28 protein-coding genes are annotated in these 24,994 nt (G+C 63.5%); 15 read left to right on the top strand and 13 right to left on the bottom strand.

The genetic code is table 11. The features are described 5' to 3' along the window. Positions 1-19: 19 nt before the first annotated feature. From fliD to queE, 8 genes are all read left to right on the top strand, one after another. On the top strand, positions 20-1,468 hold the full coding sequence (fliD, locus tag YP76_RS01890) for a flagellar filament capping protein FliD (protein ID WP_046761912.1): 1,449 nt from the start codon (positions 20-22) through the stop codon (positions 1,466-1,468). A 21-nt stretch (positions 1,469-1,489) separates the two neighbouring features. Then, the gene (locus YP76_RS01885; RefSeq protein ID WP_046761911.1) at positions 1,490-1,885 is read left to right on the top strand and encodes a flagellar export chaperone FliS; all 396 of its coding nucleotides are present in this window, start codon (positions 1,490-1,492) and stop codon (positions 1,883-1,885) included. Between the two features lie 159 nt (positions 1,886-2,044). Next, positions 2,045-3,241: an aspartate aminotransferase family protein gene (locus YP76_RS01880; protein WP_046761910.1), complete on the top strand. Its 1,197-nt coding sequence runs from the start codon at positions 2,045-2,047 to the stop codon at positions 3,239-3,241. Between the two features lie 58 nt (positions 3,242-3,299). Then, entirely contained in the window at positions 3,300-4,229 is a 930-nt protein-coding gene (gene argF, locus YP76_RS01875) for an ornithine carbamoyltransferase (RefSeq protein WP_046761909.1), read from the top strand. A gap of 75 nt (positions 4,230-4,304) precedes the next feature. Further along, complete coding sequence (gene hslO / locus YP76_RS01870) at positions 4,305-5,207, top strand: Hsp33 family molecular chaperone HslO (RefSeq protein ID WP_046761908.1); 903 nt, start codon at positions 4,305-4,307, stop codon at positions 5,205-5,207. A 147-nt stretch (positions 5,208-5,354) separates the two neighbouring features. Next, the gene (locus tag YP76_RS01865) at positions 5,355-5,720 is read left to right on the top strand and encodes a DUF3617 domain-containing protein (protein WP_232307418.1); all 366 of its coding nucleotides are present in this window, start codon (positions 5,355-5,357) and stop codon (positions 5,718-5,720) included. Positions 5,721-5,767: 47 nt separating this feature from the next. Beyond that, on the top strand, positions 5,768-6,460 hold the full coding sequence (gene queC / locus YP76_RS01860; protein WP_046761906.1) for a 7-cyano-7-deazaguanine synthase QueC: 693 nt from the start codon (positions 5,768-5,770) through the stop codon (positions 6,458-6,460). Between the two features lie 4 nt (positions 6,461-6,464). Beyond that, positions 6,465-7,112 carry a 7-carboxy-7-deazaguanine synthase gene (gene queE / locus YP76_RS01855; RefSeq protein WP_046761905.1) on the top strand — a complete coding sequence of 216 codons (648 nt, stop codon included), beginning with the start codon at positions 6,465-6,467 and terminating at the stop codon, positions 7,110-7,112. A 70-nt stretch (positions 7,113-7,182) separates the two neighbouring features. On the opposite strand, the gene YP76_RS01850 is transcribed toward queE, so the two are convergent. The 3 genes from YP76_RS01850 to lipB form a co-directional block, all read right to left on the bottom strand. Then, positions 7,183-7,902: a hypothetical protein gene (locus YP76_RS01850; protein ID WP_046761904.1), complete on the bottom strand. Its 720-nt coding sequence runs from the start codon at positions 7,900-7,902 to the stop codon at positions 7,183-7,185. A gap of 75 nt (positions 7,903-7,977) precedes the next feature. Beyond that, positions 7,978-8,268, bottom strand: a complete 291-nt coding sequence (locus tag YP76_RS01845; RefSeq protein ID WP_046762566.1) for a hypothetical protein — start codon at positions 8,266-8,268, stop codon at positions 7,978-7,980. Between the two features lie 64 nt (positions 8,269-8,332). Beyond that, complete coding sequence (gene lipB / locus YP76_RS01840) at positions 8,333-9,037, bottom strand: lipoyl(octanoyl) transferase LipB (protein WP_046761903.1); 705 nt, start codon at positions 9,035-9,037, stop codon at positions 8,333-8,335. Between the two features lie 95 nt (positions 9,038-9,132). Between lipB and YP76_RS01835 the strand changes: the two genes are divergently transcribed. After that, entirely contained in the window at positions 9,133-9,918 is a 786-nt protein-coding gene (locus tag YP76_RS01835; RefSeq protein WP_046761902.1) for a glycerophosphoryl diester phosphodiesterase membrane domain-containing protein, read from the top strand. Here YP76_RS01835 and YP76_RS01830 read toward each other — a convergent pair. Genes YP76_RS01830 through YP76_RS01820 form a run of 3 tightly spaced genes read right to left on the bottom strand, consistent with a single transcriptional unit; the run spans position 9,900 to position 11,834 of the window. Further along, positions 9,900-10,499 (bottom strand): GNAT family N-acetyltransferase, encoded by a 600-nt coding sequence (locus tag YP76_RS01830; RefSeq protein ID WP_046761901.1) that lies wholly within the window; start codon positions 10,497-10,499, stop codon positions 9,900-9,902. The genes YP76_RS01835 and YP76_RS01830 overlap by 19 nt on opposite strands. A 4-nt stretch (positions 10,500-10,503) precedes the next feature. Continuing rightward, a complete protein-coding gene (gene hemF, locus YP76_RS01825; RefSeq protein ID WP_046761900.1) occupies positions 10,504-11,367 on the bottom strand; it encodes an oxygen-dependent coproporphyrinogen oxidase in 864 nt (287 codons plus the stop codon). Next, complete coding sequence (locus YP76_RS01820) at positions 11,364-11,834, bottom strand: tRNA (cytidine(34)-2'-O)-methyltransferase (protein ID WP_046761899.1); 471 nt, start codon at positions 11,832-11,834, stop codon at positions 11,364-11,366. The genes hemF and YP76_RS01820 overlap by 4 nt, the downstream gene beginning before the upstream one ends. 198 nt (positions 11,835-12,032) lie before the next feature. On the opposite strand from YP76_RS01820, the gene petA reads away from it, so the two are divergent. From petA to YP76_RS01800, 4 genes are all read left to right on the top strand, one after another. Beyond that, on the top strand, positions 12,033-12,614 hold the full coding sequence (gene petA / locus YP76_RS01815) for a ubiquinol-cytochrome c reductase iron-sulfur subunit (protein ID WP_046761898.1): 582 nt from the start codon (positions 12,033-12,035) through the stop codon (positions 12,612-12,614). Positions 12,615-12,625: 11 nt separating this feature from the next. Then, positions 12,626-13,918, top strand: a complete 1,293-nt coding sequence (locus YP76_RS01810; protein ID WP_046761897.1) for a cytochrome b — start codon at positions 12,626-12,628, stop codon at positions 13,916-13,918. Positions 13,919-13,933: 15 nt separating this feature from the next. Then, positions 13,934-14,782: a cytochrome c1 gene (locus YP76_RS01805; RefSeq protein WP_046761896.1), complete on the top strand. Its 849-nt coding sequence runs from the start codon at positions 13,934-13,936 to the stop codon at positions 14,780-14,782. 67 nt (positions 14,783-14,849) lie between these two features. Continuing rightward, positions 14,850-15,386 (top strand): adenine phosphoribosyltransferase, encoded by a 537-nt coding sequence (locus tag YP76_RS01800; RefSeq protein WP_046761895.1) that lies wholly within the window; start codon positions 14,850-14,852, stop codon positions 15,384-15,386. A gap of 186 nt (positions 15,387-15,572) precedes the next feature. Here YP76_RS01800 and YP76_RS01795 read toward each other — a convergent pair whose 3' ends face one another. Continuing rightward, positions 15,573-16,175 carry a 5'-methylthioadenosine/S-adenosylhomocysteine nucleosidase gene (locus tag YP76_RS01795; RefSeq protein WP_046761894.1) on the bottom strand — a complete coding sequence of 201 codons (603 nt, stop codon included), beginning with the start codon at positions 16,173-16,175 and terminating at the stop codon, positions 15,573-15,575. A 38-nt stretch (positions 16,176-16,213) separates the two neighbouring features. Continuing rightward, the gene (locus YP76_RS01790) at positions 16,214-17,023 is read right to left on the bottom strand and encodes a class I mannose-6-phosphate isomerase (RefSeq protein WP_046761893.1); all 810 of its coding nucleotides are present in this window, start codon (positions 17,021-17,023) and stop codon (positions 16,214-16,216) included. Positions 17,024-17,228: 205 nt separating this feature from the next. Between YP76_RS01790 and YP76_RS01785 the strand changes: the two genes are divergently transcribed. After that, positions 17,229-17,510 carry a hypothetical protein gene (locus YP76_RS01785; RefSeq protein WP_232307416.1) on the top strand — a complete coding sequence of 94 codons (282 nt, stop codon included), beginning with the start codon at positions 17,229-17,231 and terminating at the stop codon, positions 17,508-17,510. On the opposite strand, the gene YP76_RS01780 is transcribed toward YP76_RS01785, so the two are convergent. Continuing rightward, positions 17,503-18,426, bottom strand: coding sequence for an ROK family protein (locus tag YP76_RS01780; protein ID WP_198147408.1), 924 nt, complete (start codon positions 18,424-18,426; stop codon positions 17,503-17,505). The genes YP76_RS01785 and YP76_RS01780 overlap by 8 nt on opposite strands. Positions 18,427-18,535: 109 nt before the next feature. On the opposite strand from YP76_RS01780, the gene YP76_RS01775 reads away from it, so the two are divergent. Next, positions 18,536-19,762, top strand: a complete 1,227-nt coding sequence (locus YP76_RS01775) for a glycoside hydrolase domain-containing protein (protein WP_332307410.1) — start codon at positions 18,536-18,538, stop codon at positions 19,760-19,762. Between the two features lie 477 nt (positions 19,763-20,239). On the opposite strand, the gene YP76_RS27540 is transcribed toward YP76_RS01775, so the two are convergent. From YP76_RS27540 to YP76_RS01750, 4 genes are all read right to left on the bottom strand, one after another. Beyond that, positions 20,240-20,431: a helix-turn-helix domain-containing protein gene (locus tag YP76_RS27540; protein ID WP_157035634.1), complete on the bottom strand. Its 192-nt coding sequence runs from the start codon at positions 20,429-20,431 to the stop codon at positions 20,240-20,242. A 580-nt stretch (positions 20,432-21,011) separates the two neighbouring features. Continuing rightward, positions 21,012-21,389 (bottom strand): 50S ribosomal protein L7/L12, encoded by a 378-nt coding sequence (gene rplL, locus YP76_RS01760; RefSeq protein ID WP_046761890.1) that lies wholly within the window; start codon positions 21,387-21,389, stop codon positions 21,012-21,014. 78 nt (positions 21,390-21,467) lie between these two features. Further along, complete coding sequence (rplJ, locus tag YP76_RS01755) at positions 21,468-21,983, bottom strand: 50S ribosomal protein L10 (RefSeq protein ID WP_046761889.1); 516 nt, start codon at positions 21,981-21,983, stop codon at positions 21,468-21,470. A gap of 807 nt (positions 21,984-22,790) precedes the next feature. Beyond that, positions 22,791-24,896: a RelA/SpoT family protein gene (locus YP76_RS01750; protein ID WP_046761888.1), complete on the bottom strand. Its 2,106-nt coding sequence runs from the start codon at positions 24,894-24,896 to the stop codon at positions 22,791-22,793. Positions 24,897-24,994 lie beyond the last annotated feature (98 nt).

Raw genomic sequence — 24,994 nt, 5'->3', positions numbered from 1 at the left:
TATTTGAAAGGACGGCCCAATGACTTCGGTGAGCAGCAGCATCTTGACGGCGCTTGGCGCGGGATCGGGCATCGATACCGCCTCGCTCGTCTCCAGCCTGGTCAGCGCCGCCAAGGAGCCCAAGCAAGCGGCGATCACCAATCGCCAGACGCTGAACAGCGCGCGTATTTCCGCCCTGGCCTCCGCCTCCAGCTCGCTCGATACCTTTGCCGATGCGCTGAACAGCCTGCTTGCGGGCACCGGCTATTCGGGTACGCCAGCCTCCAACGACGCCAGCATCGCGTCGGTCAGCGCGCTGCCGGGCGGCACGCCGACCGGCCTTCCGGCGCAGATCGTCGTCAATCAGCTCGCTTCATCGCGGACCCTGGTTTCTGCGGTCAACGCCAATCAGGACGCGGCGCAAGGCGCGGCGGCCACTGTCGGCATCGGGGAATTGTCGCTGAAGGTCGGTACCGGCAATCCCGTTTCCATCACGATCTCCGCGGCCAACAACAGCTATACGGGCCTGGCCGCCGCGATCAACGGTTCGGGGGCGGGCGTCACCGCGACCGTCGTCACGGACTCGCAGGGCACGCGGCTGATGCTCAAGGGGCCGACCGGTGCGGCGAACGATATCTCGCTGACCACGGTTTCCTCCACCACCGACGCGACGACGGGTGCGGACCTCTCCCAGTTCGCCTTCTCTGCGACGACACCGCCCGCGGGCAGCAGGATGAGTTCCGCGGCCCAGCCCAAGGATGCGATCATCCTGCTCGACGGGGTGGAGCAGCATTATGCCGGCAACACGATCGACAGCGCGATCCCCTTTTTGCGCATCGACCTGAACAAGGCCGCGCCGGGCACCAGCGTCACGCTCGCCACGACCGAGCCGACCACCTCCATGCGCGACCTGATGGTCGAGTTCGTCGACGCCTACAACACGTTGATGAAGGCGCTGAACACGGCGACCTCGACCGGCACGGACCAATCCAATGCGGGCGTGCTGAACGGCGAATCCTCGATCCGCGACATGAAGCGGCAATTGTCGGCGATGGTCTCGACGCAGCTTACCGCAACCGGTGCCTACAAGACGCTGAACGATCTGGGTATCAGCACCAATCGCGACGGCACGATCGCGCTCGACACGACGGCGCTGGACAAGGCGATCGCGGCCGACCCGACGGCGATCACGCAGATGTTGAACCCGTCGGTCAAGACCGCGACCAATGCCGGGCTCGCCGGGCTGATGGACAGCGTGCGCGACAATATCCAGAAGACCGACGGCCCGCTCGCCTCCTCGCAGAGCAAGTATAAGGCGCTGGCGACCGATCTGGCCGGGCAGCTCGAGAAGCTCGACACCCAGATGACCGATTATCAGGAGCAGCTCACCAAGGTCTATTCGGCCATGGAAACCCGGCTGTCCGCCCTCAAGGCAACACAGAGCTATCTGACGCAGCAGGTGGCGCTGTGGACCAAAAGCAACAATTGATACAAAAGGGTCAGGAAGATCATGTTCTATAATCATGGCGGTTTCGGTGGCGCGGCGGCGCGGCGTTATGCGGCGGTTCATACCGGCAGCCGGATCGAGGGCGCGACGCCCCATGCGCTGGTCAAGGTGCTGTTCGACGAGCTGCTGTTGGCGCTGGACGCGACGGCTCTGGCCGAACGCAATGGCGACCGCCTGAAGGTGTCGGACAAGCAGGCCCGCGCGATGTCGATCCTGTTCGCACTCGAATCGAGCCTGGACTTCGACAAGGGCGGCGACATCGCCACCGGCCTGGCGCAAATCTATCGCGAGGCTCGTCGCTTGCTGCTGGCTGGCGCGAAAGAACATGATGCCGCCCCGGTGGATCAGGCCCGCGTCATGATCGGCGAGATCGCGGAGGCTTGGAACCAGATCGCGTAAGACATCCGTCATCCCGGCCTGCGCTGGGACGACGTTCATTGCATGGGGTTGCGCCATCAAAGGCGCGCCTGTATAGGCAGCGCTCGCAAAGGGCGGCCCGGCGGGGGCCGCCTTTTTGCGTTTCGGAAGTGTTTGCATCAGCCCAGAAAGGGAAGGACCATGTCGATTACGCCGCTCATGCCCGTTTACCCCCGGTGCGATGTACGCCCGGTCCGAGGCGAGGGCTGCTACCTGATCGGAGAACGCGGCGAACGCTATCTGGATTTCGCCAGCGGCATCGCGGTCAACCTGCTGGGCCATGGCCATCCCAAGCTGGTCAAGGCGATCGCGGATCAGGCCGCGACGCTGATGCACACATCGAACCTCTACGGCATGCCGCTGGGAGAAAAGTTCGCGCAGCGTCTGGTCGATACGACCTTTGCCGACACGGTGTTCTTCACCAATTCGGGCGCCGAGGCCGTGGAATGCGCGATCAAGACCGCGCGCCGCTATCACTACGCCAATGGCGAGGCGCACCGGCACAAGATCGTGACCTTCGACAACGCTTTCCACGGGCGGACGCTGGGCACCATCTCCGCGACCAGCCAGCCCAAGATGCGCGACGGTTTCGAACCGCTGCTGCCCGGTTTCGACGTGGTGCCGTTCAACGATCTGGCGGCGGCGACCGCCGCGGTCGACGAGGATACCGCCGCGATCATGCTGGAGCCCGTGCAGGGTGAGGGCGGCGTCACGCCCGCGACCCAGGAGTTCCTGTCGGGCCTGCGCAAGCTGTGCGATGAGAAGGGGCTGCTGCTGATCCTTGACGAAGTGCAGTGCGGCTATGCCCGCACCGGCACCTTCTTCGCGCATGAGCAATATGGGTTGACGCCCGACATCATGGCGGTGGCCAAGGGCATCGGCGCGGGCTTCCCGCTGGGCGCCTGCCTTGCCACCGAGGAAGCGGCCAAGGGCATGGTGTTCGGCACCCATGGGTCGACCTATGGCGGCAATCCGCTGGCCATGGCGGTCGGCATGACCGTGCTGGACGAAGTGCTGGGCGAAGGTTTCCTCGGCCATGTGAAGGCGATGGGCGCGCGTCTGCGTTCGGCGCTGGAGCAGCTCATCCCCAATCATGACGGCATGTTCGAGGATGTGCGCGGCATGGGGTTGATGCTGGGCGTCAAGATGAAGGACAGTCATGACGCCCGCGCTTTCGTGGCGCATCTGCGCGACCATCATGGCCTGCTGACCGTGTCGGCGGGGCAGAATGTCGTGCGCATCCTGCCGCCGCTCGTCATCGAGGAAAGCCATATTTCCGAATGCATCGAAAGGATTTCGGCCGGTGCGCGGAGCTTTGGGGACGCGAACGCGGCCTGACGCCAATCATCCCCCTTCGTTCGCGTGAAGCGGGCGGAGGATGGGATTGGGGGTTATCATGACCAGACATTTTCTGAATCTGAGTGACGCCGGTGGCGATGCGATCGCCGCCATGATTGCAGACGCCATAGACCGGAAGGCGGCGCGTAAAAGCTGGCCCAAGGGGCAGGCCGATGCGGATGCGCCGCTGGCCGGGCATACGCTGGCGATGATCTTCGAGAAGAATTCGACCCGGACCCGCGTATCGTTCGATATGGCGATCCGCCAATTGGGCGGCACGTCGCTGATCCTGGACGGCGCGACCAGCCAGCTCGGACGCGGAGAAACCGTTGCCGACACGGCGCGGGTGCTCAGCCGCATGTGCGACGCCATCATGATCCGCACCGACGATCATGCGAAGATCGAGGAAATGGCGCATCATGCCAGCGTTCCGGTGATCAACGGTCTCACTGACCTGTCGCATCCCTGCCAGATCGTCGCGGACCTGCTGACCGTGGTGGAACATGGCGTGGCGCTGCCGGGCAGCCAGTGGGCCTGGCTCGGCGATGGCAACAACGTCCTCCATTCGATCGTCGAGGCGGCGGGCCTGATGAAGTTCGATGTGCGGATTGCGGTGCCCGAAGGCTATGATCCCGACCCGTCTTTCGAAGCCGAAGCCCGCGCGCGGGGCGCGCAGATCATCCACAGCCGCGATCCGCAGGCGGCGGTGGCGGGCGCCGATATCGTCGTCACCGACACCTGGATCTCCATGGGCCAATCCCATGCCGAGGAAAAGCTGGCGGCGATGATGCCTTATCAGGTGACGCCCGAACTGATGGCGCTGGCCAGGCCGACGGCGAAATTCCTGCACTGCCTGCCCGCCCATCGCGGCGAGGAAGTGGTGGAGGCGGTGATCGACGGCCCGCAATCAGTGATCTGGGACGAGGCGGAAAACCGCATCCATGCGCAGAAGTCGGTGCTGCTCTGGGCGCTGGGCCGTCTTGGTTGAGTTTGGCCCGAGCCATCCTATCTAAGCGCCTTTGCAGCATGGGCCCGCAGGAATGCGGGCCGCACGGAGCCTGATTTGACCTCTTCCGCCTCTCTCGACCAGGCCCTTGGCTTCACCATCCCCTCGCGCCATGCGCGCGGGCGGATCGTGCGGCTGGGGCCGGTCCTCGACGATGTTCTGGCCGCCCATGCCTATCCGCCGCAGATCGAGCGGCTGCTGGCCTCCGCGCTGGTGCTGGCGGCGCTGCTCGGCACGACGCTCAAGGATGCGGGCGGACAGCTGACCCTTCAGGCGCAGACCGAAAATGGCGTCGTCAGCCTGCTGGTGGCCGATTACAAGGGTAGCGAAGTGCGCGGCTATGCCAAGTTCGACGCCGACCGGCTGGCCGAACTCGGCCCCGATCCGACGCTGTTCGGGCTGTTCGGTAAGGGCTATCTGGCCATCACCTTCGATCAGGCGGTGAGCGGCGAGCGTTATCAGGGGATCGTGCCGCTGGACGGCGAATCGCTGGCGGACGCCGCGGAGCATTATTTCTTCCAGTCCGAACAGATCCCCAGCATCATACAGATCGCCACCCGCCATGATGCGGGCGAGGGATGTCTGGCGGCGGGCCTGCTGCTCCAGCACCTGCCCGAGGGCGAGGTCGGGCGCGAGCGGCTGCATGTCCGCCACGACCACCCGGAATGGGAGCATGTGCAGGCGCTGGCGCACACGCTGAGGGACGCGGAACTGACCGATCGCGACCTGCCGCTGGCCGACATCGTGTGGCGGCTGTTCCATGAAGAGGATGAGGTGCGCGTCACCGATCCGACGGTGCTCAGCAAGGGCTGCCGCTGCGATCTCGGTCATATCCGCAGCGTCATCGGCCGCTTCCCGGCCGCCGAGCGGGCGGAAATGGCCGACGATCAGGGTATCATAGGCGTCGATTGCGCTTTCTGCTCACGGCTCTTTCCGGTGGCGCTCGACAGCTTCGGATAGAGGCTGGCCGCACCATTATGGCCGGTCGATTCGGTTCCGCTATCAAATTGCCGCAATTCATGGGCAAGAGAGATGCGGGTTCGCGCATGATCGGTGTGGGGGATCGGTATGACGGCAGGACGGTGCGCCCTTGGGGCGGCCTTGGCGATGATGATGGCGATAGCGCCCGCCGTTCAGGCGGCGGCCCCTTTGCCGCGCCTGCCCAAGGGGCTGGAAGCGGGCGAGTGGGAATTGCGCGAGCGGGGAACGGACGGCGCAGTGCGCAGGATATGCGTCGCCCATCTGAACCAGCTTCTGCAAAGCCGCCATGCGGGCAATAGCTGCAAGAGCTTCACCGTGAGCGAAACGCAGAGGCGGCTGGTCGTTACCTATGAATGCGGCGCCGCGGGCAATGGGCGGACCGACCTTCGCATCGAAACCGCGCGGCTGGTCCAGATCCAGTCGCAGGGCATCGCCAGGGGCGCGCCGTTCGATTTTTCACTGGAGGGGCGATGGGTAGGGGCCTGCCATTAGGCGCCACCGGCTTGCGTTGACGCGCCCGGAAGGGTAGCGCGGCGCTTATGGTTGCCAATAGCGGAAAATTTGCCGTCGTCCTGCTGTCCGGCGGACTCGACTCCATGGTCGCGGGGGGCCTCGCGCGAGAGGCCGGTTATCATGTGTTCGCGCTCTCGATCGATTATAATCAGCGCCATCGTCTGGAATTGCAGGCGGCGGGGCGGATCGCTTCCGCGCTCAACGCGATTTCGCATATCGTGCTGCCGCTGGACCTTACGGCATTTGGCGGGTCGGCGCTGACCGCCGACATCGCCGTGCCGAAAGGCGGGGTCGGGCCGGGTATTCCGGTGACCTATGTGCCCGCGCGCAACACCATCTTCCTGTCGCTGACCCTGGGGCTGGCAGAGGTGTCGGGGGCGAGCGATGTGTTCATCGGCGTCAATGCGCTCGATTATTCGGGCTATCCCGACTGCCGCCCGGAGTTCATCGAGGCGTTCCAGAAGATGGCGGCGCTGGCCACCAAGGCGGGGGTGGAGGGGCATCCGATCCGCATCAACGCGCCGCTCCAGCATATGAGCAAGGCCGATATCGTGCGCGAAGCGCACCGGCTTGGGCTGGACGCCGGGCTGAGCTGGTCCTGTTACGACCCAACGCCCGACGGCAAGCATTGCGGCCAGTGTGACAGCTGCCGCCTGCGGTCGAAGGGTTTCGTGGAGGCTGGCCTGCCCGACCCCACCATCTATGCGGTGAAGCCCTGACGCCATGAGCTATGCCGTCAAGGAGATGTTCCTGACCCTGCAGGGCGAGGGCGTGCACGCCGGACGACGGGCGGTGTTCCTGCGTTTTGCCGGCTGCAACCTCTGGTCCGGGCGGGAGCAGGACCGGGCAAGCGCGATCTGCCGGTTCTGCGACACGGACTTTGTCGGCACGGATGGCGATGGCGGCGGCAGGTTCGCCGATGCTGATGGTCTGGCCGATGCGGCGCTGGCCTTTTGGGGCGAGGGGTCGGAGGGGCGCTATATCGTACTCACCGGCGGGGAGCCGATGCTTCAGATCGACAACGGTCTGGTTGATGCGCTGCATGCGCGGGGTTTCGCCATCGCGATTGAGAGCAACGGCACCCTGCCCGCGCATCCGGGGCTGGACTGGGTCTGTATCAGCCCCAAGGCCGGCAGCGAGGTAGTGCAGCGCAGCGGCAATGAATTGAAGCTGGTCTGGCCGCAGCCGGGACAGGGGCACAGCCTGGCCGATGTCGAGGAGATGGAAGGCTGGGCGTTCGACCATCTGCTGGTGCAGCCGCTGGACGATCCGAATGCGGTGCGCAATGCCCAGGCGGCGGTCGATCTGGTGATGGACCGGCCGCGCTGGCGGCTAAGCCTTCAGTCGCACAAATATCTGGGATTGCGATAACGGGGTGGATTCCACCCGATCCCCACCAACATCCGACATCCGCTCACGGCCGATCACCGCCGCCAGTCTCTCAGGGTTGCGCGCCGGTCTTCTGGTTCCAGGCGATCTGGCAGGCGGGTAGCATCTTGCCCTTCTTCCAGCATTTGGGATCGAAGGAAGGCAGCGCCAGCGAATAGCTGCGGCCCGGATCGCCGTAAAATTGCTCGCCCGCCAGGATCAGCGACTTCTTGATCGATCCCAGGCCGTTGCGGGCCACTTCGTTGAGCGTCCCGCGCTGGGCGAAGATCGCCTGCCGTCCGACCAGCGCCGCCGCCTGGCAGAAGCCGCGTTGCGCCTGTACCGTCGAATAGCCCGAATAGATGCGCGTGCCATATTGGTCCGATGCCATCTGGCCCGGCTTGCCCTTGCCCACGGTGCGCTGGAAATAGCCGAGGATGCCGGCCTGCGCCGAATCCAGTTCCGCGTCATGATGGGCGATCATGGCATTGTAGTTGCTGATCGACAGCAGGGTCGGTTCGAACTGGCATTGAAGCGCGGCGACATTCAGCGCCGCGCGCAGGTTCCACACCAGTCCCGCCTTGATCTCCGCCGGGGTCGCCCCGGGCAGGCCCAGCGCGGTCGCCGCTTCCGCATCGGTCAGCGGGGGTGTCGAAAAATCGGGCGGGGACCAGAAGAATTGCGCTGCCGCCGGTTGTGTCAGCAGCGGTGATGCCAGCACAGCCAATCCCAAGGCGGCCAGTCCCAGGGCGGACCTGGGCGCGGTGGAACGGCCAATGGAACGGAAATTCATCGAAACCCCTCTTTGAAACGAGCGATGCGCACTATCTGTCGGCCGTCTGTATCACGCCTGAACGCGGACGCCAGCTTATTGATCCGAAAGCACTTCCGTATCGGGGGCTGACTTTTCCGCGCTCTCATTCTTCGCCGGGGCGGGCGCGCTGGCATTGTCGCTGCGGTTGGCGGGCAGCGCCAGCGCGGTGCCTTCGCTCTGTACCCCGTCCAGATCCGTCATGGCATCGGTGGCGGTGCCGTCCACCACCTCCATATGGTTCATGGGAACAGCGGTGCTGTTCTTTTCCTTACCGCCGCAAGCCCCAAGGGCGATGCAGCCCGATAAAATCAGCGTCGTATAAACCATCTTCGCGTCAAGGCGCATCCGGGTCTCCATCAAGCCTGTTTCAGCATGCCCGGTAGCCCCCCACCTGGCGAAAGCCGTGACCCTAGCGGCCTGTCCCGCATTGCTCAACCCCCGTGGAGCCATCCGGTCCGCACCGCCGCAATCGGCTAATAAAGGCTGGGAAATGCGCGTAAAGCGCAGCGTCCAGATCGGCCATCGACGCCTTTACGCCCAGGGCGGCTATGCTGGTCACGGGATATTCGGCCAGGCCGCACGGCACGATGCCTCCGAAATGGGACAGGTCGGGATCGACATTGATCGAAAAGCCGTGGAGTGTGATCCAGCGCCGCACCCGGATGCCGAGGGCGCCGATCTTTGCCTCCCGGCCTTGCAGGTCGTCGGTCCAGATGCCGATGCGTCCCTCCGCACGGCGGGCGGCGATGCCGAGGTCGCCCAAGGCGTCGATCATCCAGCCTTCCAGATGATGGACGAAATTGCGCACATCCTTGCCGCGTTCGCGCAGGTCGATGTTGAGATAGCCGATGCGCTGGCCGGGGCCGTGATAGGTATAGCGTCCGCCGCGCCCGGCGGCATGCACCGGAAAGCGCGGGTCGAGCAGTTCGGCCGGATCGGCGCTGGTGCCCGCGGTGTAGAGCGGTGGATGTTCCAGCAGCCAGACCCGTTCGCCGGCTTGCCCTTCGAAGATCGCCGCCGCCCGTGCCTCCATGTCCGCCAATGCGGCAGGGTAATCCATTGGGGCGATTTCGACGCGCCATTCCATGGCTGGTTCCAGAGGCGGGGACGACATGGGGCTTCCTTGACTTGGGCAGAGCGAGCGATCAAGTCTCCTCCGCGATTTTTGAATAGCTTCACATTTTAGAGTGTTTCATGGGGCGTAAAGATATGGCGACAATGTCCATCGGCAAGGCTTGGGAAGAGGCGGTCGCCTTCGTTCAGCGCGAAAGCAGCCTGCTGTTCCCCGTCGCCCTGTTGTTCATCGCCTTGCCCAGCATCATCCTGGGCGAAATGACGCCGCCCGAATTGACGGCTTGGGCGGCATCGCAGCCGCGCGGCGCGCTGCCGCCCATTCCCGCTACCTATGTGCTGGCGATGTTGCTGACGGCAGTGCTGATCTGGTTCGGGTCGCTCGCCCTGTTCGCACTGGCATTGCGTCCCGGCATCAGCGTGGGCGAGGCGCTGCGGCTCAGTCTGGCGCGTTTGCCCGTGCTGATCGGGACCAGCTTCCTTGCCGGAGGGGCGATTGCGCTGGCGATGCTGCTGCTGGCCTTGGTGGGAATGGTGATCGCCGCGGCGTCCCCCGCACTGCTTGCGCCCCTGCTGGCGGCGGCCATGGTGGGGGGACTGGCCTTTGTCGGCGTGCGGCTCGTGCTGCTCAATCCCGTGGTGATCGACGGGCAGGACGGCGTGGTCGCGTCGTTGAAGCGAAGCTGGCGGCTGACCAAGGGCCATTTCTGGCATCTGTTCGGGTTGATCGCCGTGCTGACGCTTCTGTCTCTCGTCGCCAGCACCGCGGCGCAGGCGGTGTTCGGCATCCTTGGCCGCGTGCTGGTCGGCGCCGATGGCGCGCGGTTGATCGGCGGCGTGGTGGCCGCCGCCGTTTCGACCGTGGTGCAGGTCTATATGCTGGTGATGCTCGCCCGGCTCTATCGTCAGGCCGTCGCCGGCTGATCCAGCAGCGGCACATGCGGCGCCGCTTCGCGCGACAGCAGGCCGGCGAGGCGGGGGTCGGCGAAAATCTCCACCTCGCGCTTATAGGGCGTGAAGCCTGACTTGCGGTAGAAACCCAAGGCTGAAGGGCTGTCGAGCGTGCAGCTATGCACCCAGAAACGGGTCACGTCCTTGCGCCACGCCAGCGCCTTGGCCTGCGCCATCAGCCATCGGCCCAATCCCCTGCCGTTCAGTTCCGGGATCAGGCCGAAAAAGGCCAGTTCGCAATCCGGCATCGCGCGGAAATCCAGTTCCAGCAGCCCGACCTCCACGCCGCGCGCGTCCGTGACGGCGTAGATTTCGACGGCGGGATCGTGGATGATGGCGCTGAGTTCCTTATCGCCCATCACCAGCCGGGAGAACCAGAGCCAGGGCTCACCCACGCGCCGGAACAACGCGCGATAGCCGTCCAGTGCGGGCGCCTTCCACGGCACCAGCCGCAGCGGTGCGGGCGGGACAGGGGCAGGTTTCGGCCGCTCCCGCATCTCCAGATGGGTGACGATGGTGGCGATCTGGTCGTTGGCGACAGGCGTGAGGCTCAACGGTTCAGCTCCAGCTCGCCATGGGCGGCAGGCTCATCAATATGGCGTCGATATTGCCGCCGGTCTTGAGGCCGAAGAGCGTGCCGCGATCATGGACCAGGTTGAATTCGGCATAGCGGCCTCGCCATTCCAGCATCCGGGCATAGTCCTCCTGCGACCAGCCTTCGTTCATCCGCCGCCGGACGATGGGCGGGAAGGCCTTGAGGAAGGCATCACCGACATCGCGGGTGAAGGCGAAATGCGCATCGAACGCGGCATTGTCCGCACATTCCAGATGGTCGTAGAAGATGCCGCCGACGCCACGGTGGACGTTGCGATGGGGAATGAAGAAATAGTCGTCGGCCCACGCCTTGAAGCGGGGATAATGGTCGGGGTCATGGGCGTCGCAGGCGGCCTTGAGCGCATCGTGGAAATGGGCCGTGTCCTCGTCGCGCGGGAGTGGGGGGTTGAGGTCGGCGCCACCGCCGAACCAGCGTTTCGCCGTCACCAGAAAGCGGGTGTTCATATGGACTGCGGGCACATGCGGATTGGCCATGTGGGCAACGAGGCTGATGCCGGTAGCGAAGAAATTCGGGTCTTCGCCAGCACCATGAATGGTCTTCGCGAATTCCGGGGAGAAGGTCCCGCCGACGGTCGAGACGTTGACGCCGACCTTCTCGAACACCTTGCCCTTCATGACGCCGCGCACGCCCCCACCACCTTCTCCAGCGGGGAGGCCGGGCGCCTCGCGGTCCCAGGCGATATAGTCGAAGCGGGCATCGGAACCCGCCTCGCGCTCGATCGCCTCGAATTCGGCGCAGATGCGGTCGCGCAGCGATTCGAACCAGGTGCGGGCGGATTGCTGTTGCGGGTCGAGGATCAGGGTCATTGCGGGAAACTTTCAGTCTGGCGAAGGGCCTCGGCAACCGCGATGCCCGTGGAAACGGCGATGTTCAAGGACCGGAAGCCCGGCGCCATCGGAATGCGCACGCGAACATCCGCCAGATCGCGCACGCCGTCGGGCACGCCTGCGCTTTCCGATCCCATCAGCAATATATCGTCCTTGCGGAACTCGACATCGGGCAGACGCTGCGACGCATGGCTGCTCATCAGCATCAGTCGTCGCCCCTGCGCCCGGCGGGCAGCGTCGAAAGCCTCGAAATTGGCGTGGCGGGTGATATCGGCAGACGCGCCATAGTCCATCGCCGCGCGCTTCAGCTTCGCATCGGAAAAGGCGAATCCCATCGGCATGATGATGTCGACCGGTACGGAAAAACAGGCGGCGAGGCGCAGAATCGCGCCGACATTGCCGGCGATTTCGGGTTGATAGAGGGCGATACGCATGGCTCGCGCCATAGAACAGCCCGGCAATTTGTCATAGCCCGTCTAAATTGCTTGGCAAATGGCGCATCCTACGGTTATCAGGCCATCAAACCGCGCCAAAAGGGGGAATGCGGCATCCATTTGCTTGGGCGCCCGCGGATCTTCCGGACATTCATAGCTGAAGACGGCAATGGAGCGAGGTCAGGGACGTTCTTGCAAGGGTTGAGGTGCATGGCGATCGTGGAACATTTGGAGAGTGAGGGGGCGGCCGTCTCCAGCGGAGGCGGCAGCGATGGCGTTCGTCGCCGTGATTTCATCAATATCGCGGCGGTGAGTTTCGCCGGCGTCGGTGCAGTCGCGGTGGTGGTGCCGCTGGTCGACCAGATGAACCCCAGCGCCGACGTGCTGGCGCTTGCCTCGACCGAGGTCGATCTGTCGGCGATCCAGCCGGGACAGGCGATCAAGACGACCTTCCGCTCGCAGCCGCTGTTCGTGCGGCATCTGACCGACAAGGAAATCGCCGAGGCCGACAAGGTCGATCCCTCCACGCTGCGCGATCCGCAGACGCTGGAGCAGCGAACCGTCGACGGCAAGAAGCAATGGCTGATCACCATGGGCGTCTGCACGCATCTGGGCTGTGTGCCGCTGGGCGCGGGCGAGGGTGAGAATCGCGGCGAATTCGGCGGCTATTTCTGCCCCTGCCACGGGTCCTCCTATGACACCGCGGCCCGCATCCGTAAGGGGCCTGCCCCCAAGAACCTGGAAGTGCCGAAGTACAGCTTCACTTCCGATACCGCCATTCTTGTGGGTTGAGGGGGTAGAAAATGAGCTTTCCATGGGCTGAGCAATATACCCCCAAGCATCCGGTGATGCAGTGGGTCGACGAGAAGCTGCCTTTGCCGCGCCTCGTCTACAATGCCGTGGGCGCCGGCTATCCGGTGCCGCGCAACCTCAATTATTTCTGGAACTTCGGTGTCCTGGCCGGCCTTGCGCTGGTGATCCAGATCGTCACCGGCGTCATCATGGCGATGCATTACGGCGCCAATACGCTGGTCGCCTTCGGCACAGTCGAACAGACGATGCGCGACGTGAATGCGGGCTGGTTGATGCGCTATGCGCATGCCAATGGTGCCAGCTTCTTCTTCATCGTTGTCTATCTGCACATTTTCCGCGGCCTCTATTTCGGTTCCTACAAGGCGCCGCGCGAAATGGTGTGGCTGCTTGGCCTCGTCATCTTCCTCCTCATGATGGCGACCGCATTCATGGGTTATGTGCTGCCCTGGGGGCAGATGAGCTATTGGGGTGCGAAGGTGATCACCGGCCTGTTCGGTGCGATTCCTGTGGTGGGCGAGCCGATCCAGACCTGGCTGCTGGGCGGTTTCGCCCCCGGCAATGCATCGCTCAACCGCTTCTTCTCGCTGCACTTCCTGCTGCCCTTCGTGATCGCGGCGGTCGTGATCCTGCACATCTGGGCACTGCACATTCCGGGCTCCTCGAACCCGACCGGCGTGGAAGTGAAGGGTCCCCAGGACACCGTGCCCTTCCACCCCTATTACACGGCGAAGGACGGCTTCGGGGCGGGCATCTTCCTGATCCTCTTTGCGGTGCTGCTGTTCTACGCGCCCAACTATCTGGGCCACCCGGACAATTATATCGAGGCAAACCCGCTCTCGACGCCCGCGCATATCGTGCCTGAATGGTATTTCTGGCCCTTCTACGCGATCCTGCGTGCCTTCACCGTCGACTTCTTCTTCGTGCCTGCAAAGCTGCTGGGCGTGCTGGCGATGTTCGCGTCGATCCTGCTGCTCTTCTTCCTGCCCTGGCTCGATACCTCGGCGGTGCGTTCGGGCAGCTACCGGCCTACCTTCCGCAAATTCTTCTGGATCCTCATCATCGACGTGCTGATCCTGGGCTATTGCGGTGGCGCTCCGGCGGCTGAGCCCTATGTGATGATCTCCCAGATCGCGGCGGCCTATTATTTCGCCCACTTCCTGATCATCCTGCCGCTGATCTCGCGCTTCGAAAAGCCGCTGCCGTTGCCGAACTCGATCACCGAGGCGGTGCTGGCGAAATATGGCAAGACCGACGGCGAAACCGTCGCGGTTGCGGCCGAATAAGGGGGTAGACGGAATATGGTTCGCATTGGCGCATTTCTCGTCGGCCTCTTCTTCGCGGGCTGGCTGCTGGTTTCCTTCCTGGTGGGCGCGGTGGCCTATGTCACCGATCCGCCCGCGGTCACGGTGGAACATGAATTCCACCGCGATCCCAAACATGTCGCCTTCTCGTTCGACGGCCCCTTCGGCAAGTACGACCAGGCGCAGTTGCAGCGTGGATTCCAGGTGTTCAAGGAGGTCTGCTCGGCCTGCCACAGCCTGAAGTTCGTCGCTTTCCGCGATCTCAAGGGCATTGGCTATAACGAGGCGGAGATCAAGGCGATCGCCAAGAACTGGGCGATCAAGACCCCCGACGTCGATCCCAAGACGGGCGAGATGTCGACCCGCGCCCCGATCCCGGCGGATTATTTCCCCAAGCCCTTCGCGAACAATGTCGCGGCGGCGGCGGCGAACAACAATGCGATCCCGCCGGATCTGTCGCTGATGACCAAGGCCCGCCACCATGGCAGCGCCTATGTCTATTCGCTGCTGACGGGTTTCCAGGCGCAGCCGGCCGAGCTGCTGAAGGAATTCCCCGATGCCAAGACGCCGGAGGGGCTGCATTACAACCCCTATTTCGCCAACCTGAACCTGGCCATGGCGCCGCCGCTGACGGCGGATGGGCAGGTGACCTATGGCGACGGCACCAAGGCGACGGTCGACCAGATGTCGCAGGACATCGCGGCCTTCCTGACCTGGACCGCCGAACCCAAGCTGGAAAACCGCCGCCGGGCGGGTCTGGCGACGATCTTCTTCCTGCTGATCGCAACGGGCTTGGCTTATATGGCCTATCAGAATATCTGGGCGGACAAGAAGAAGGCCGCCTGATCGCGACTGGAAACGGAAAATGGGAGGGGGCGCGGGAAACCGGGCCCCCTTTTCTTATGAGGGCATTATGAGTGCAGACAGTCTGGCGGCCCTGGTCCGCACCATTCCCGACTTTCCCAAGGCGGGTATCCAGTTCCGCGACATCACGACCCTGCTGGCGGACGGGCAGGGCCTCTCCGAACTGGTGGAGCGCATGGCAACTGTCGCCCGACCGCTCGATCCTGCGTTCATCGTCGGCGTCGAGGCGCGAGGCTTCATCCTGGGTGCGGCGCTGGCCCATGCACTGGGCGTCGGCTTCGTGCCCGTGCGCAAGAAGGGCAAGCTGCCCGGAAAGACCGTCGGCATCGATTATGTGCTGGAATATGGCACCGACCGGCTGGAACTGCATGAAGGGCAGATTCCGGACGGCGCGCGCGTGGTGCTTGTGGACGATCTCATCGCGACCGGCGGGACCGCGCTCGCGGCGGCTCAGCTTGTCCGGGAGCAGGGCGCGACCGTGCTGATGGCACTTTTCGCCATCGACTTGCCCGATCTGGGGGGCATGGCGGCACTGGAGGCGGACGGCGTGGCGTCGACGGCGATCATCGCATTCGGGGGGCATTGACGGCGGAGACGCTCAGGGCGGGAATGAGCAGTTCGCGACCCTTGTTATCACGTCGCCCCGGGCTTGTCCCAGGGAGCCACCGTTTTTCCAACTGCGCACGGAAGAAAAGTGGGAACTGGGGTCAGGCTCGCGGGACGAAGGCCGGGAACGACTGGAGCCGCCGCTTTCCATTCCCCACCAGCCGGATCAGTCCCGAAGCGCATCCTCCAGCATATCCACTGCCTGCGCTAGCCTTTCGTCGAGCAGGGCCAGCAATTGCGTCCAGCCCAACATGTCGGCCAGTTCGCCAGGGCCGTCGGAAACACCGCGCAGACCCATGACGGGTACGCCGAAACGCTGACAGGCGCGGACCACGGCAAAGGTTTCCATGTCGACCATGTCGGCATCGATGGCGGCATAATCCTGACCGCCGACGATATTCGCGCCCGTGGAAAGCCGGGCCGCGCGTAGTTTCAGCGGGGTGTGCAGCGCTATTTCAACCGGGTGGTCGGAAAAGGGGGTCACGCCCTTGGGGAAGCCCAGGCGAGAGGCGTCCATGTCGCGCCAGGAAACGCTGGCGACCTGATAGACTTCCCCCAGCGTGCACAGCCGCGATCCCGCCGATCCCAGCGACACGACCAGATCGGGCAAGTCCCCCTCCCGATCCAGCCGCTGGAGCGCGAGGCCGGTGCTGAGCGCGGCCTCCACCGGCCCGACGCCGATCATGAGCGGATCGAAGCGTGCCTTGAGGTGAGGGCCATATTCGTCCTCCACCGCCATCACGAACAGGACCCGCTTGTCCGCGATCATCTTTCCTTTTGGCATGGCTGTTCCCCTTGTCCGTCGGTTCAGGGCAGGCGGGCGAGCAGCGCGCTCATATCCGTATCGGCGGCGATGGCGGCACCTTGCTCGATCAGCCAGCATTCGCCCCGGCGCCAGGGTTGGCCATCGATCATGCCGGTTCCGGCGAGGGGAATGAACCACAGCATCTCGCCTTCAACTGTTCGTTCGGTTCCCGCCGTGCCGTGCACCATGTCGAGAAGGAAGGGCGTGCCGGGACCGGTGACCAGGCTTTCCTCCGCCGCGACCGGCACGATGCGGTCGGGAAGGGCATAGGGGACGGCATTGCTGACCGCCATGGCTTCATCCAGATGCAGTTCGCGCGGGCGGCCATAGTCGTAGAGGCGATAGGTCACGTCATTATTCTGCTGTACCTCCACCAGCGTCACGCCACCGCCGATGGCATGGACGGTGCCCGCCGGGATATAATAGAAGCTGCCCGCTTTCACCGGCTTCCAATCCATCAGCCGCTCGATGCTGCCGTTGAGCGCGGCGGCGCGCAACTCGTGCGGCGTCAGTTCGCGGGTCAGGCCGATGCCGAGCCGGGCGTCGCGTTCCGCATCCAATATGTACCAGCATTCCGACTTGCCGCCCGTCAGGCCGTGTTGTCGTGCCTGGGCGTCATCGGGGTGAACCTGCACCGAGAGATTTTCGCTGGTGAAGATATATTTGACCAGCAGCGGCGGTGTCTTTTCGCGGTCGGCCGAAAACCAGACTTCGCCGATCTGCCGACCGTCGCTTGCGGCGATATGGGCCGGAATGTCGGTACGGCCCCAGGGCTTTTCCACCAGATGGGCGTCGAGGCGGGTGATGGTCATGCGATTCCTTATGGTCTGTCCGTCCCGATCGGCAAGTGCCACCGCTAGTTCCGTGTCGGCTATTGTGGTCCGGGAAAGCCCGCCGCGGCGACGGTAGCGCCTCGTTCATAGCCGAACCGGAAACATTTCGTAGCGATCTTCGCACCTGTAAATCGGCATTCCAGTTGCTATATGAAACTAGTCTATCAACGAGGACCAGCCTCCCATGAACCGGCCCGGCAAGCCAAGAAGCTTCAACATGCGTCCGCCTGACGGCCGTCCGACCCTTGGGAAGGATGATTCGCTCATGGCCCTGGCACGGCGAATCCCGCCGCAGGTGGAGGAGGGGCTGGTTCGCCTCCTTCTTCCCTCGCTGGCGGTTGCGGCGATCCTGATGTTCTTCACCACCATCTATCGACTGGTCGACGATCCACTCGTCGCGGGCGTGATGGCGGTGATCGTCCCCATGATCTTCCTGCCGCTCTTTCGCAAGGAGGGGATCAACTGATCCTCCGGCCTTCCAGCGCATCCATGGCCAGGGCCACCGCGCCCAAGGGACCCGCCTGATCGCCGAGCAGCGGTGCACCCACGATCCGCTCGATGCTGTCATCGTCGACATAGGGCAGATACCCCCCCAGTTGGGCGACGACCTTCTTGCGGACGCGGTCCAACAGGTCGGGGCGGCCCATGCCTACCCCTCCGCCTATCAACAGCTGCCGCGCCGCCGTGCTGAGCAGGATGGTGGAGACCAGATGGGCGATGTCATTTGCGACGTCGTCCCATCGCGAATCAGCAGGGTTGATCTCATGACCGGGAACGCCGAAGCGTTCGGCCAATGCAGGGCCGGATATCAGTCCCTCAATGCAGTCGCCGTGAAAGGGGCAGCGGCCGCTGAAGCGATCGCCCGCCGCGCGGGGCACCCGGATATGTCCGATTTCCGGATGCATGGCGCCGTGAACGGTGCGGCCGTTGAAGGCGAAGCCGCCACCCACGCCAGTGCCTATGGTGATGTAACACAGGCTGTCTGACGGCGCGTCCCCTTGCGCGCCGGCGCCCCAGCGCAGTTCCGCGAGGGCAGCGCCATTGACGTCGGTATCGATCGCGGCCGGGCAATCGAAGGGAGCCGTCAGCGTGCCGAAAATATCCGCGCCCGCCCATCCCGGCTTGGGCGTGGGCAGCATGACCCCGAAATCGGGAACGCGGCGGTCGAGGCGAAGGGGGCCGAAGCTGCCTATTCCGATCGCCGCGAAGGGAGTCTCGGCATGCCAGCGTTCGAGGATTGCAACGGCCCTGGCGAGCGTTTCGGCCGGGGTCGTGGTGGGGATCATCTCACGGTCCTGAATCGTGTGACCGCTCGCGCGCAGCACGAAGACCTTGGTTCCTCCGAGCTCGACCCCGGCCAGTATCGGTTCAGCGTCCATCATGGCAGTCCAATCATATCGGCCCAATCCTCTCAAGTCCCGAACAGGACGGCTGTCGGTTCCGCCACGATCCGGGTTTCCTCGAAACCGCCTTCTATGATGCAACGATCAAATTGACAAAACAAATTGCTTTAATAATTTAAGCGGAGTCGATGATCGGCTTCACCGGCGGAGGGGGCTCGACCTATGGCGGCAATGCGGAGCCGATGATCATGCCGGTGGTGGGCACTGGTCAGCGCCACCCGCTTATAGCCAAGCGGCTTATGACAAGAAGCGCGAGATCGCTTCGCCCGGCTATTATTCGGTCTTCCTCGACAGTTTCCGGACGCAGGTGGAACTGACCGGGACGCGCTGGGCGAGCCTGATGCAGTTCACCTTTCCGCAGAGCGACCGGGCGAACGTACTGATGAACCTGCTCGGCCATGGCGGCAGCATCGAGGTCGTGGGCGATCATGTCGTGCGCGGCATGTCCAAGGGACGGGAGGCGATCGACGGAGCCTATTTCGTCGCGGAATTTTCCCGGCCCTTCACGGACCTCGGTACGTTCCGCAAGGCGCCGGGCGAGGCCAAGGGCTGGGGCATCGGCGACAAGCAGGTCGTCCGGGGTGGGCGGACAATGGAGGGGAGCTATGTGACCTTCCGCACAGGCGCGGGCGAGAAGATCTTCGTCAAAATGGCGCATGGCACGAGCCACGAACAGGCGGCGCAGCGGTTGCGCGACGAACTGCCCGGCTGGAACTTCGCGCGGGTGCGCGATCAGGCGCGCGCCGAATGGAGCAGGCTGCTGGACCGGGTACAGGTCACGGGCGGCACGGAAAAGCAGCGCATGCTCTTCTATTCGACGCTGTTCCAATCCTTCGCCAGTCCCCGGCTGATCGTCGCCAAGGGCGAGAAGTTCACCGACATGACGGGCAAGGTCCGCACGGCGACCCATGATCGCTATGGCCCGGTGCCTTTCTGGGACACCGGGCGCAACCAGATCGTGCTGCTGGAACTGATGGAGCCGGATGTCGTGCGTGACATCATGCAGTCGGAATATGAGTTGGCGCAGGAGAAGGGGTATATGAACACCTCCTTCCATGGCGACAATGCGGTGTTGCTCTATCTGGGCGCGTGGAAGCGCGGCATCCCCTTCGACTATGCCGGGGTCTATGACTATCTGCGCCGGAATGCGATCGATCCCAAGGGGCCGCGCGATTATCTGGCCGAATACGACCGCAATGGGTGGATCGCGGACATCGTGCCGGCCGGGAATCCCAGTCCGCCCTATGCTGGGGGAAAAGCGGGTGCGGCGACCACGCTGGAATATGCCTGGGACGATCATGCGCTGGCCGATTAACGGCCCCATGACAGCGCATGAGATCGCCGCAAGGGCACTCGCCATAAACGGGATAGAATTGCCCGACAACAAAACGCTGTCAGCCGTTGCGGGCAGTCTGGCCGCATCGCTGGAAAGGCGCGTCGGGCACGGCGTCACGATAATCGAAGGCAGGCCCCGGCGGTGGCAGCTTACTGGGAAGGCGAGCGATCCTGTGGGTGGGTGGCGGAATGGCGCAACCACGCTGCTTTTGGGTAGTTGACATGATGATCGCCGGGATTCAGAAAACCCCGGCGACCTTGCTGTTGTAGGAAGGGGGCAAAGCGCCTTAATTCTTAGGCCCCTTCTTGTTCGTCTGGTAAGTCTCAACGACGGTCGTTCTCGGACGGCGTTCAGCCTCGCGAACCGGAATAAACTGGCCATTGCCAGCATCGCGTCCACGCTCATGCTTTGACATAATATCACCCCCTTTCAAGCTGGCCGCGCAAAGGCGACAGGTTAGAAAGGAAATGCGCCCTGCGCAGGTGGAACGTCGGGATAATGCTTCCCGCGCATCACCTCAGATACGCGCCCTTGGTTGAGGCCGCAAAGTGCCGCGACCTGATGCTGAAAGAGTTTGCGCTCTTTTACCAGGAAGCGAATGTGCGCTGCCATTTCAGGGGTGATTTTAGGAGAGTTTTTCCGTTCCATTTCATCTTGGTCCTACCAAAATGCGATGGGCCGGATTGACAATTTGCCAGCGAAATGTAGAATTTCGCCTGCTTACAGCAAATTTAAATCGCGGCCCAAACGCGGTTTTCGAAGCCTCAGTGCGCGCCAACGCACTGAGGCTTCTTCATATGCCTAATCCAAAATTAAGAAGCAAGCTGAATCGCCTCAGAAGGGCCGTGAGGCGCTTTTCTTACCCTGAGGTGACGGGAGAGACCTTTAAAGCACCTATTGGCCTCTGGCGGTGCCTTCACGGAGGAAATCGAGGATGTTTTAGGCCGTGGGTATATAAAGCTGCCGTTATATCGTTAGTAAGATGCCAGCCGTTCCGGGCTTGTTCACGCCGCCCGCTGCCAGTATCCCTTCCACTGGCGGCTCACACGGGAAGCCATCGCCGCCACGCCCACAAGGCCAGCCTGCCGACCGTTGGGCATCCACCCATTGCTGCCGGCACGGTTGATCTCCCAAAAGAAAAAGGGCGGCGCCGTGACGGCACCGCCCTGATTTCCTCCGGCGCAACGCCGGCCAGCGAGGCCCCGCGGGTGCAGGGCCGGAGCCGAGCTTACTTGAGTTCGACGGTCGCGCCGGCTTCTTCAAGCTGCTTCTTGACCTTCTCGGCCTCGTCCTTGCTGACGCCTTCCTTGATCGCCTTCGGCGCGCCTTCGACGAGCGCCTTGGCTTCGGTCAGGCCCAGGCCGGTGATGGCGCGGACTTCCTTGATGACGTTGATCTTCTTGCCGCCGTCGCCGGTCAGGATCACGTCGAATTCGGTCTGCTCTTCAGCAGCGGCGGCAGCCGGGGCGCCAGCGGCGGGGCCGGCAACAGCAACGGCAGCGGCGGCCGAAACGCCCCACTTTTCTTCCAGAGCCTTCGACAGTTCGGCGGCTTCGAGGACGGTCAGGGCCGAGAGCTGGTCGACCAGAGCATTGATATCTGCCATGTTAATATTCCCTTCTGGGTGGGGCCTGTGCCCCTGAATTGAGAGTTGAAAACGTTACTTGCGCAAAGGGCGCGGCGATCAGGCCGCGTTCTTTTCCGCATAGGCGTTGAAGACCCGTGCGAGCTGGGCAGCCGGTGCCTGGGTGACGGTTGCGAGCTTGGTCGCGGGTGCAACGAGCAGCCCGACGATCTTCGCACGCAGTTCATCCAGCGACGGCATCGAGGCGAGCGCCTTGATACCTTCGGCGTTCAGCATCACATCGCCCATCGCGCCGCCAACGATCTCAAGCTTGTCGTTGGTCTTGGCGAATTCGACCGCAACCTTGGCGGCTGCGACCGGATCGGCCGAGGAGGCGAGGCCGACCGGGCCGGTCAGCAGGTCGCTGATCCCGGCATAATCGGTGCCACCAAGGGCGATCTTGGCGAGGCGGTTCTTCGTAACCTTGTAGGTGCCGCCGGCTTCGCGCATCTTCTGGCGCAATTGGGTCGACTGGGCGACCGTCATGCCGAGGTTGCGGGTCACGACGACCACGCCGACCTCTGCCAGATGTGCGTTCAGCGCGGAAACGACCTCAGCTTTCTGATTACGATCCATGCCATTACTCCACTTCATGTTCACCGGACGACCCGATGAACGGCAAAAACCCGCGATTTCTCGCGGGGCATTGGTCCGAAGGGGAGAGATCAACCGGCCCGTATCCTCAAAAGAGAACAGGCAGACCCGGACAGGGCATGAGCCCGCCGGTAAAGAACTTTTCCCCGTCTAGGCTGGACATTAAGAAGGGCATATTCCCTTCACCAACTGTCTCGGACGGAAGACCATCGGCATTGCTGCCAAAGGTCCGCTGCGGGCGCCCCTACAGAGTTGGCGGCGTCCTGTCACGCAGAATCTGGCGATGGCTGTGCAAAGCGGCGGAAAAGCGTCGTTTTCTCATCGAAGTTCACACCATATGCGCGCGCGTGGGCGAGCGCGCGTAGGCGACGTGGGAAGCGGATCGACATTTTCAAAGACGGGGGCGGGATAGGCGGGGCCGGGGGATGTAGGACAGGATAAAGGCGGGGGCCGATGGGAATAGGATGCTTTTTTTGCGAGGCGTGGCGCGGAGGTCACAGTGTGAAGAGACAGTTCGGACTTCGACTGAAGCGGAGTTCTGTACCGACGTCACCCCGACCTCGAGCGGGTGTCGACTTCTTCATCGACCTTCTGTGAAAAAGAAGCGGGATGCCGGTCTAGTCCGGCGTGGCGAAGGGCATGGCTGGAAATGGCCAGAAGCGGACGTCAACAATTCGTCATCCCAGCGAAGGCTGGGATCTCGTGAGGCTGGGCTGTCCCCTCTCGCCTGAGATCCCAGCCTTCGCTGGGAAGACGAGTTTGAGTGGCAGCTAACCACCCTTCGCTGCCCTAAACCCGATCCGCCTGCACCACCGTGTCCAGTCCGCGCAACGCCGATAATATGCGGTTGAGATGTTGCGCATCCGCCACCTCAAGATCGATGATGTCGGTGTGGAAGGGACCTTCGCGGTTCACCAGTTGCAGGTTCAGAATGTTCGCCTTGGTCGCGCCGAAGACGTTGGTGACGGCGGCGAGCGCGCCCGGCTGGTTCTTGACGATCACCTGGAGGCGCGCGGTGCCGCCCTTGGACTTGCTGTCCCAGGCGAGGTCGACCCAATCGTCATTCTGGTCGACCTCCAGCGAGCGGCAGTCGATCGTGTGGACCTCGATCGGTTCGCCGGTGCGGCGCACGCCGACGATGCGGTCGCCCGGCACGGGATGGCAGCAGTCGCTCAGATTATAGGCGATGCCCGGCGTCAGGCCGCGGATCGAGACCGGGGCGTGCTGGCGCGGGTGGGCTTCCTCCATCCCTTCCGCGCTGGTCGAGCCGGGGATCAGCGCCTCCATCACTTCTGAATCGAGCAGGCGGTGGGTGGCGATGGCGACCATCAGGGACGCGCGGTCGTCCAGCTTCAGGCGCTTGAGCGCCGCCTTCAGCGCCTTGTCGCCCAGCTCGCTCGCCAGTTCGGGGGAGAAGCGGCCGATGATTTCCTCGTACAGCTTCTCGCCCAGCGCCACTTCCTCGCCGCGCTGCTTCTGGCGGATATAGCGGCGGATGGCGGCGCGAGCCTTGCCGGTGATGGCGAAGGTCAGCCAGCCGGGCTGCGGTTCCTGCCCCTCCGACTTCAGGATTTCGACCTGGTCGCCATTTTCCAGCGTGGTGCGCAGCGGCACGACTCGGCCGTTGACCTTGGCACCGACCGTCTGGTTGCCCAGCGACGTATGCACCGCATAGGCGAAATCGACCGGCGTCGACCCCTTGGGCAACTGGTGCAGTTCGCCCCTGGGGGAAAAGGCGAAGATGCGGTCCTGATACATCGCCATGCGGGTATGTTCGAGCAGTTCGTCCGCGTCCTGGCTCTGCTCCAGGATTTCGACCAGGTCGCGCAGCCAGGCGGCCTGATGGTCGCCGGCGTCGCCCTTCTGCTTGTAGGCCCAATGCGCGGCGAGGCCGAGTTCGGCGTCATGATGCATGTCGCGGCTGCGGATCTGCACCTCGATCCGGGCATTGTCCTGATGGATGACCGTGGTGTGTAGCGAGCGGTAGCCGTTGCGTTTGGGCGTGGAGATGTAATCCTTGAACCGGCCCGGCACCATCTTGTAGGTCTGGTGGATGACGCCGAGCGCGCGGTAGCAATCTTCCGTCGTCTCGGTGATCACGCGGAACGCCATGACGTCGGTCAACTGTTCGAAGCTGATATGGCGTTCCTGCATCTTCTTCCAGATGGAATAGGGATGCTTCTCGCGGCCTGAAACCGTGACCGGCAGCCCCTTGCCGCCCAGCAGCAATTGCAGTTCCGCGCCGATCCGGTCGACCTTGTCATGGCCGCCTTCCTTCAGTTGCTCCAGCCGCTTGGTGATGCTGTCATAGGCTTCCGGCTCCAGTTCGCGGAAGGCCAGCAACTGCATCTCGCGCATGAAGTCGTACATGCCGATCCGCTCCGCCAGCGGGGCGTAGATATCCATCGTCTCGCGCGCGATGCGGCGGCGCTTCTGCTCATTCTTGATGAAGTGCAGCGTGCGCATATTGTGCAGGCGGTCGGCCAGCTTCACCAGCAGCACCCGGATATCGTCCGACATGGCGAGCAGGAATTTGCGCAGATTCTCTGCCGCCCGCTCATTTTCGGACATCGCCTCGATCTTGCTGAGCTTGGTGACGCCGTCGACCATTTTGGCGACGTCCTTGCCGAAGGCGTGCTCGATCTCCTCATAGGTGACGAGCGTATCCTCGATCGTGTCGTGCAGCAGCGCGGTCACGATGGTCTGGTCGTCGAGGTTGAAATCGGTCAGGATACCGGCGACTTCAATCGGATGGCTGAAATAAGGGTCGCCGCTGGCGCGTTTCTGGCTGCCATGCTTCTGGACCGAGAAGACATAGGCGCGGTTGATCATCGCTTCGTCCGCATCCGGATCGTAGCGCTTTACCCGTTCAACAAGTTCATACTGGCGTAACATCGTATGCCGATTGTCCGCGATGCCCCTTGCAGTGCAACAAAAAAATCCCATTTAGCGATAAACGCGCTGCACTTTTGCAACAGCGATGGCTTTGAGCT

This window comes from Sphingobium chungbukense, assembly GCF_001005725.1.
Classification (GTDB): Bacteria; Pseudomonadota; Alphaproteobacteria; order Sphingomonadales; family Sphingomonadaceae; genus Sphingobium; species Sphingobium chungbukense.
This window is presented reverse-complemented; position numbering and strand designations above follow the sequence as displayed.

What these genes read in the sequence shown, in the direction of transcription:
- fliD (WP_046761912.1), top strand. Translation starts at nt 20, where the DNA reads ATGACTTCGGTGAGCAGCAGCATCTTGACGGCGCTTGGCGCGGGATCG.
- YP76_RS01885 (WP_046761911.1), top strand. Translation starts at nt 1,490, where the DNA reads ATGTTCTATAATCATGGCGGTTTCGGTGGCGCGGCGGCGCGGCGTTAT.
- YP76_RS01880 (WP_046761910.1), top strand. Translation starts at nt 2,045, where the DNA reads ATGTCGATTACGCCGCTCATGCCCGTTTACCCCCGGTGCGATGTACGC.
- argF (WP_046761909.1), top strand. Translation starts at nt 3,300, where the DNA reads ATGACCAGACATTTTCTGAATCTGAGTGACGCCGGTGGCGATGCGATC.
- YP76_RS01865 (WP_232307418.1), top strand. Translation starts at nt 5,355, where the DNA reads ATGATGATGGCGATAGCGCCCGCCGTTCAGGCGGCGGCCCCTTTGCCG.
- queC (WP_046761906.1), top strand. Translation starts at nt 5,768, where the DNA reads ATGGTTGCCAATAGCGGAAAATTTGCCGTCGTCCTGCTGTCCGGCGGA.
- queE (WP_046761905.1), top strand. Translation starts at nt 6,465, where the DNA reads ATGAGCTATGCCGTCAAGGAGATGTTCCTGACCCTGCAGGGCGAGGGC.
- YP76_RS01850 (WP_046761904.1), bottom strand. Translation starts at nt 7,902, where the DNA reads ATGAATTTCCGTTCCATTGGCCGTTCCACCGCGCCCAGGTCCGCCCTG.
- YP76_RS01845 (WP_046762566.1), bottom strand. Translation starts at nt 8,268, where the DNA reads ATGCGCCTTGACGCGAAGATGGTTTATACGACGCTGATTTTATCGGGC.
- lipB (WP_046761903.1), bottom strand. Translation starts at nt 9,037, where the DNA reads ATGTCGTCCCCGCCTCTGGAACCAGCCATGGAATGGCGCGTCGAAATC.
- YP76_RS01835 (WP_046761902.1), top strand. Translation starts at nt 9,133, where the DNA reads ATGGCGACAATGTCCATCGGCAAGGCTTGGGAAGAGGCGGTCGCCTTC.
- hemF (WP_046761900.1), bottom strand. Translation starts at nt 11,367, where the DNA reads ATGACCCTGATCCTCGACCCGCAACAGCAATCCGCCCGCACCTGGTTC.
- YP76_RS01820 (WP_046761899.1), bottom strand. Translation starts at nt 11,834, where the DNA reads ATGGCGCGAGCCATGCGTATCGCCCTCTATCAACCCGAAATCGCCGGC.
- petA (WP_046761898.1), top strand. Translation starts at nt 12,033, where the DNA reads ATGGCGATCGTGGAACATTTGGAGAGTGAGGGGGCGGCCGTCTCCAGC.
- YP76_RS01810 (WP_046761897.1), top strand. Translation starts at nt 12,626, where the DNA reads ATGAGCTTTCCATGGGCTGAGCAATATACCCCCAAGCATCCGGTGATG.
- YP76_RS01805 (WP_046761896.1), top strand. Translation starts at nt 13,934, where the DNA reads ATGGTTCGCATTGGCGCATTTCTCGTCGGCCTCTTCTTCGCGGGCTGG.
- YP76_RS01800 (WP_046761895.1), top strand. Translation starts at nt 14,850, where the DNA reads ATGAGTGCAGACAGTCTGGCGGCCCTGGTCCGCACCATTCCCGACTTT.
- YP76_RS01795 (WP_046761894.1), bottom strand. Translation starts at nt 16,175, where the DNA reads ATGATCGCGGACAAGCGGGTCCTGTTCGTGATGGCGGTGGAGGACGAA.
- YP76_RS01790 (WP_046761893.1), bottom strand. Translation starts at nt 17,023, where the DNA reads ATGACCATCACCCGCCTCGACGCCCATCTGGTGGAAAAGCCCTGGGGC.
- YP76_RS01785 (WP_232307416.1), top strand. Translation starts at nt 17,229, where the DNA reads ATGAACCGGCCCGGCAAGCCAAGAAGCTTCAACATGCGTCCGCCTGAC.
- YP76_RS01780 (WP_198147408.1), bottom strand. Translation starts at nt 18,426, where the DNA reads ATGATGGACGCTGAACCGATACTGGCCGGGGTCGAGCTCGGAGGAACC.
- YP76_RS27540 (WP_157035634.1), bottom strand. Translation starts at nt 20,431, where the DNA reads ATGGAACGGAAAAACTCTCCTAAAATCACCCCTGAAATGGCAGCGCAC.
- rplL (WP_046761890.1), bottom strand. Translation starts at nt 21,389, where the DNA reads ATGGCAGATATCAATGCTCTGGTCGACCAGCTCTCGGCCCTGACCGTC.
- rplJ (WP_046761889.1), bottom strand. Translation starts at nt 21,983, where the DNA reads ATGGATCGTAATCAGAAAGCTGAGGTCGTTTCCGCGCTGAACGCACAT.
- YP76_RS01750 (WP_046761888.1), bottom strand. Translation starts at nt 24,896, where the DNA reads ATGTTACGCCAGTATGAACTTGTTGAACGGGTAAAGCGCTACGATCCG.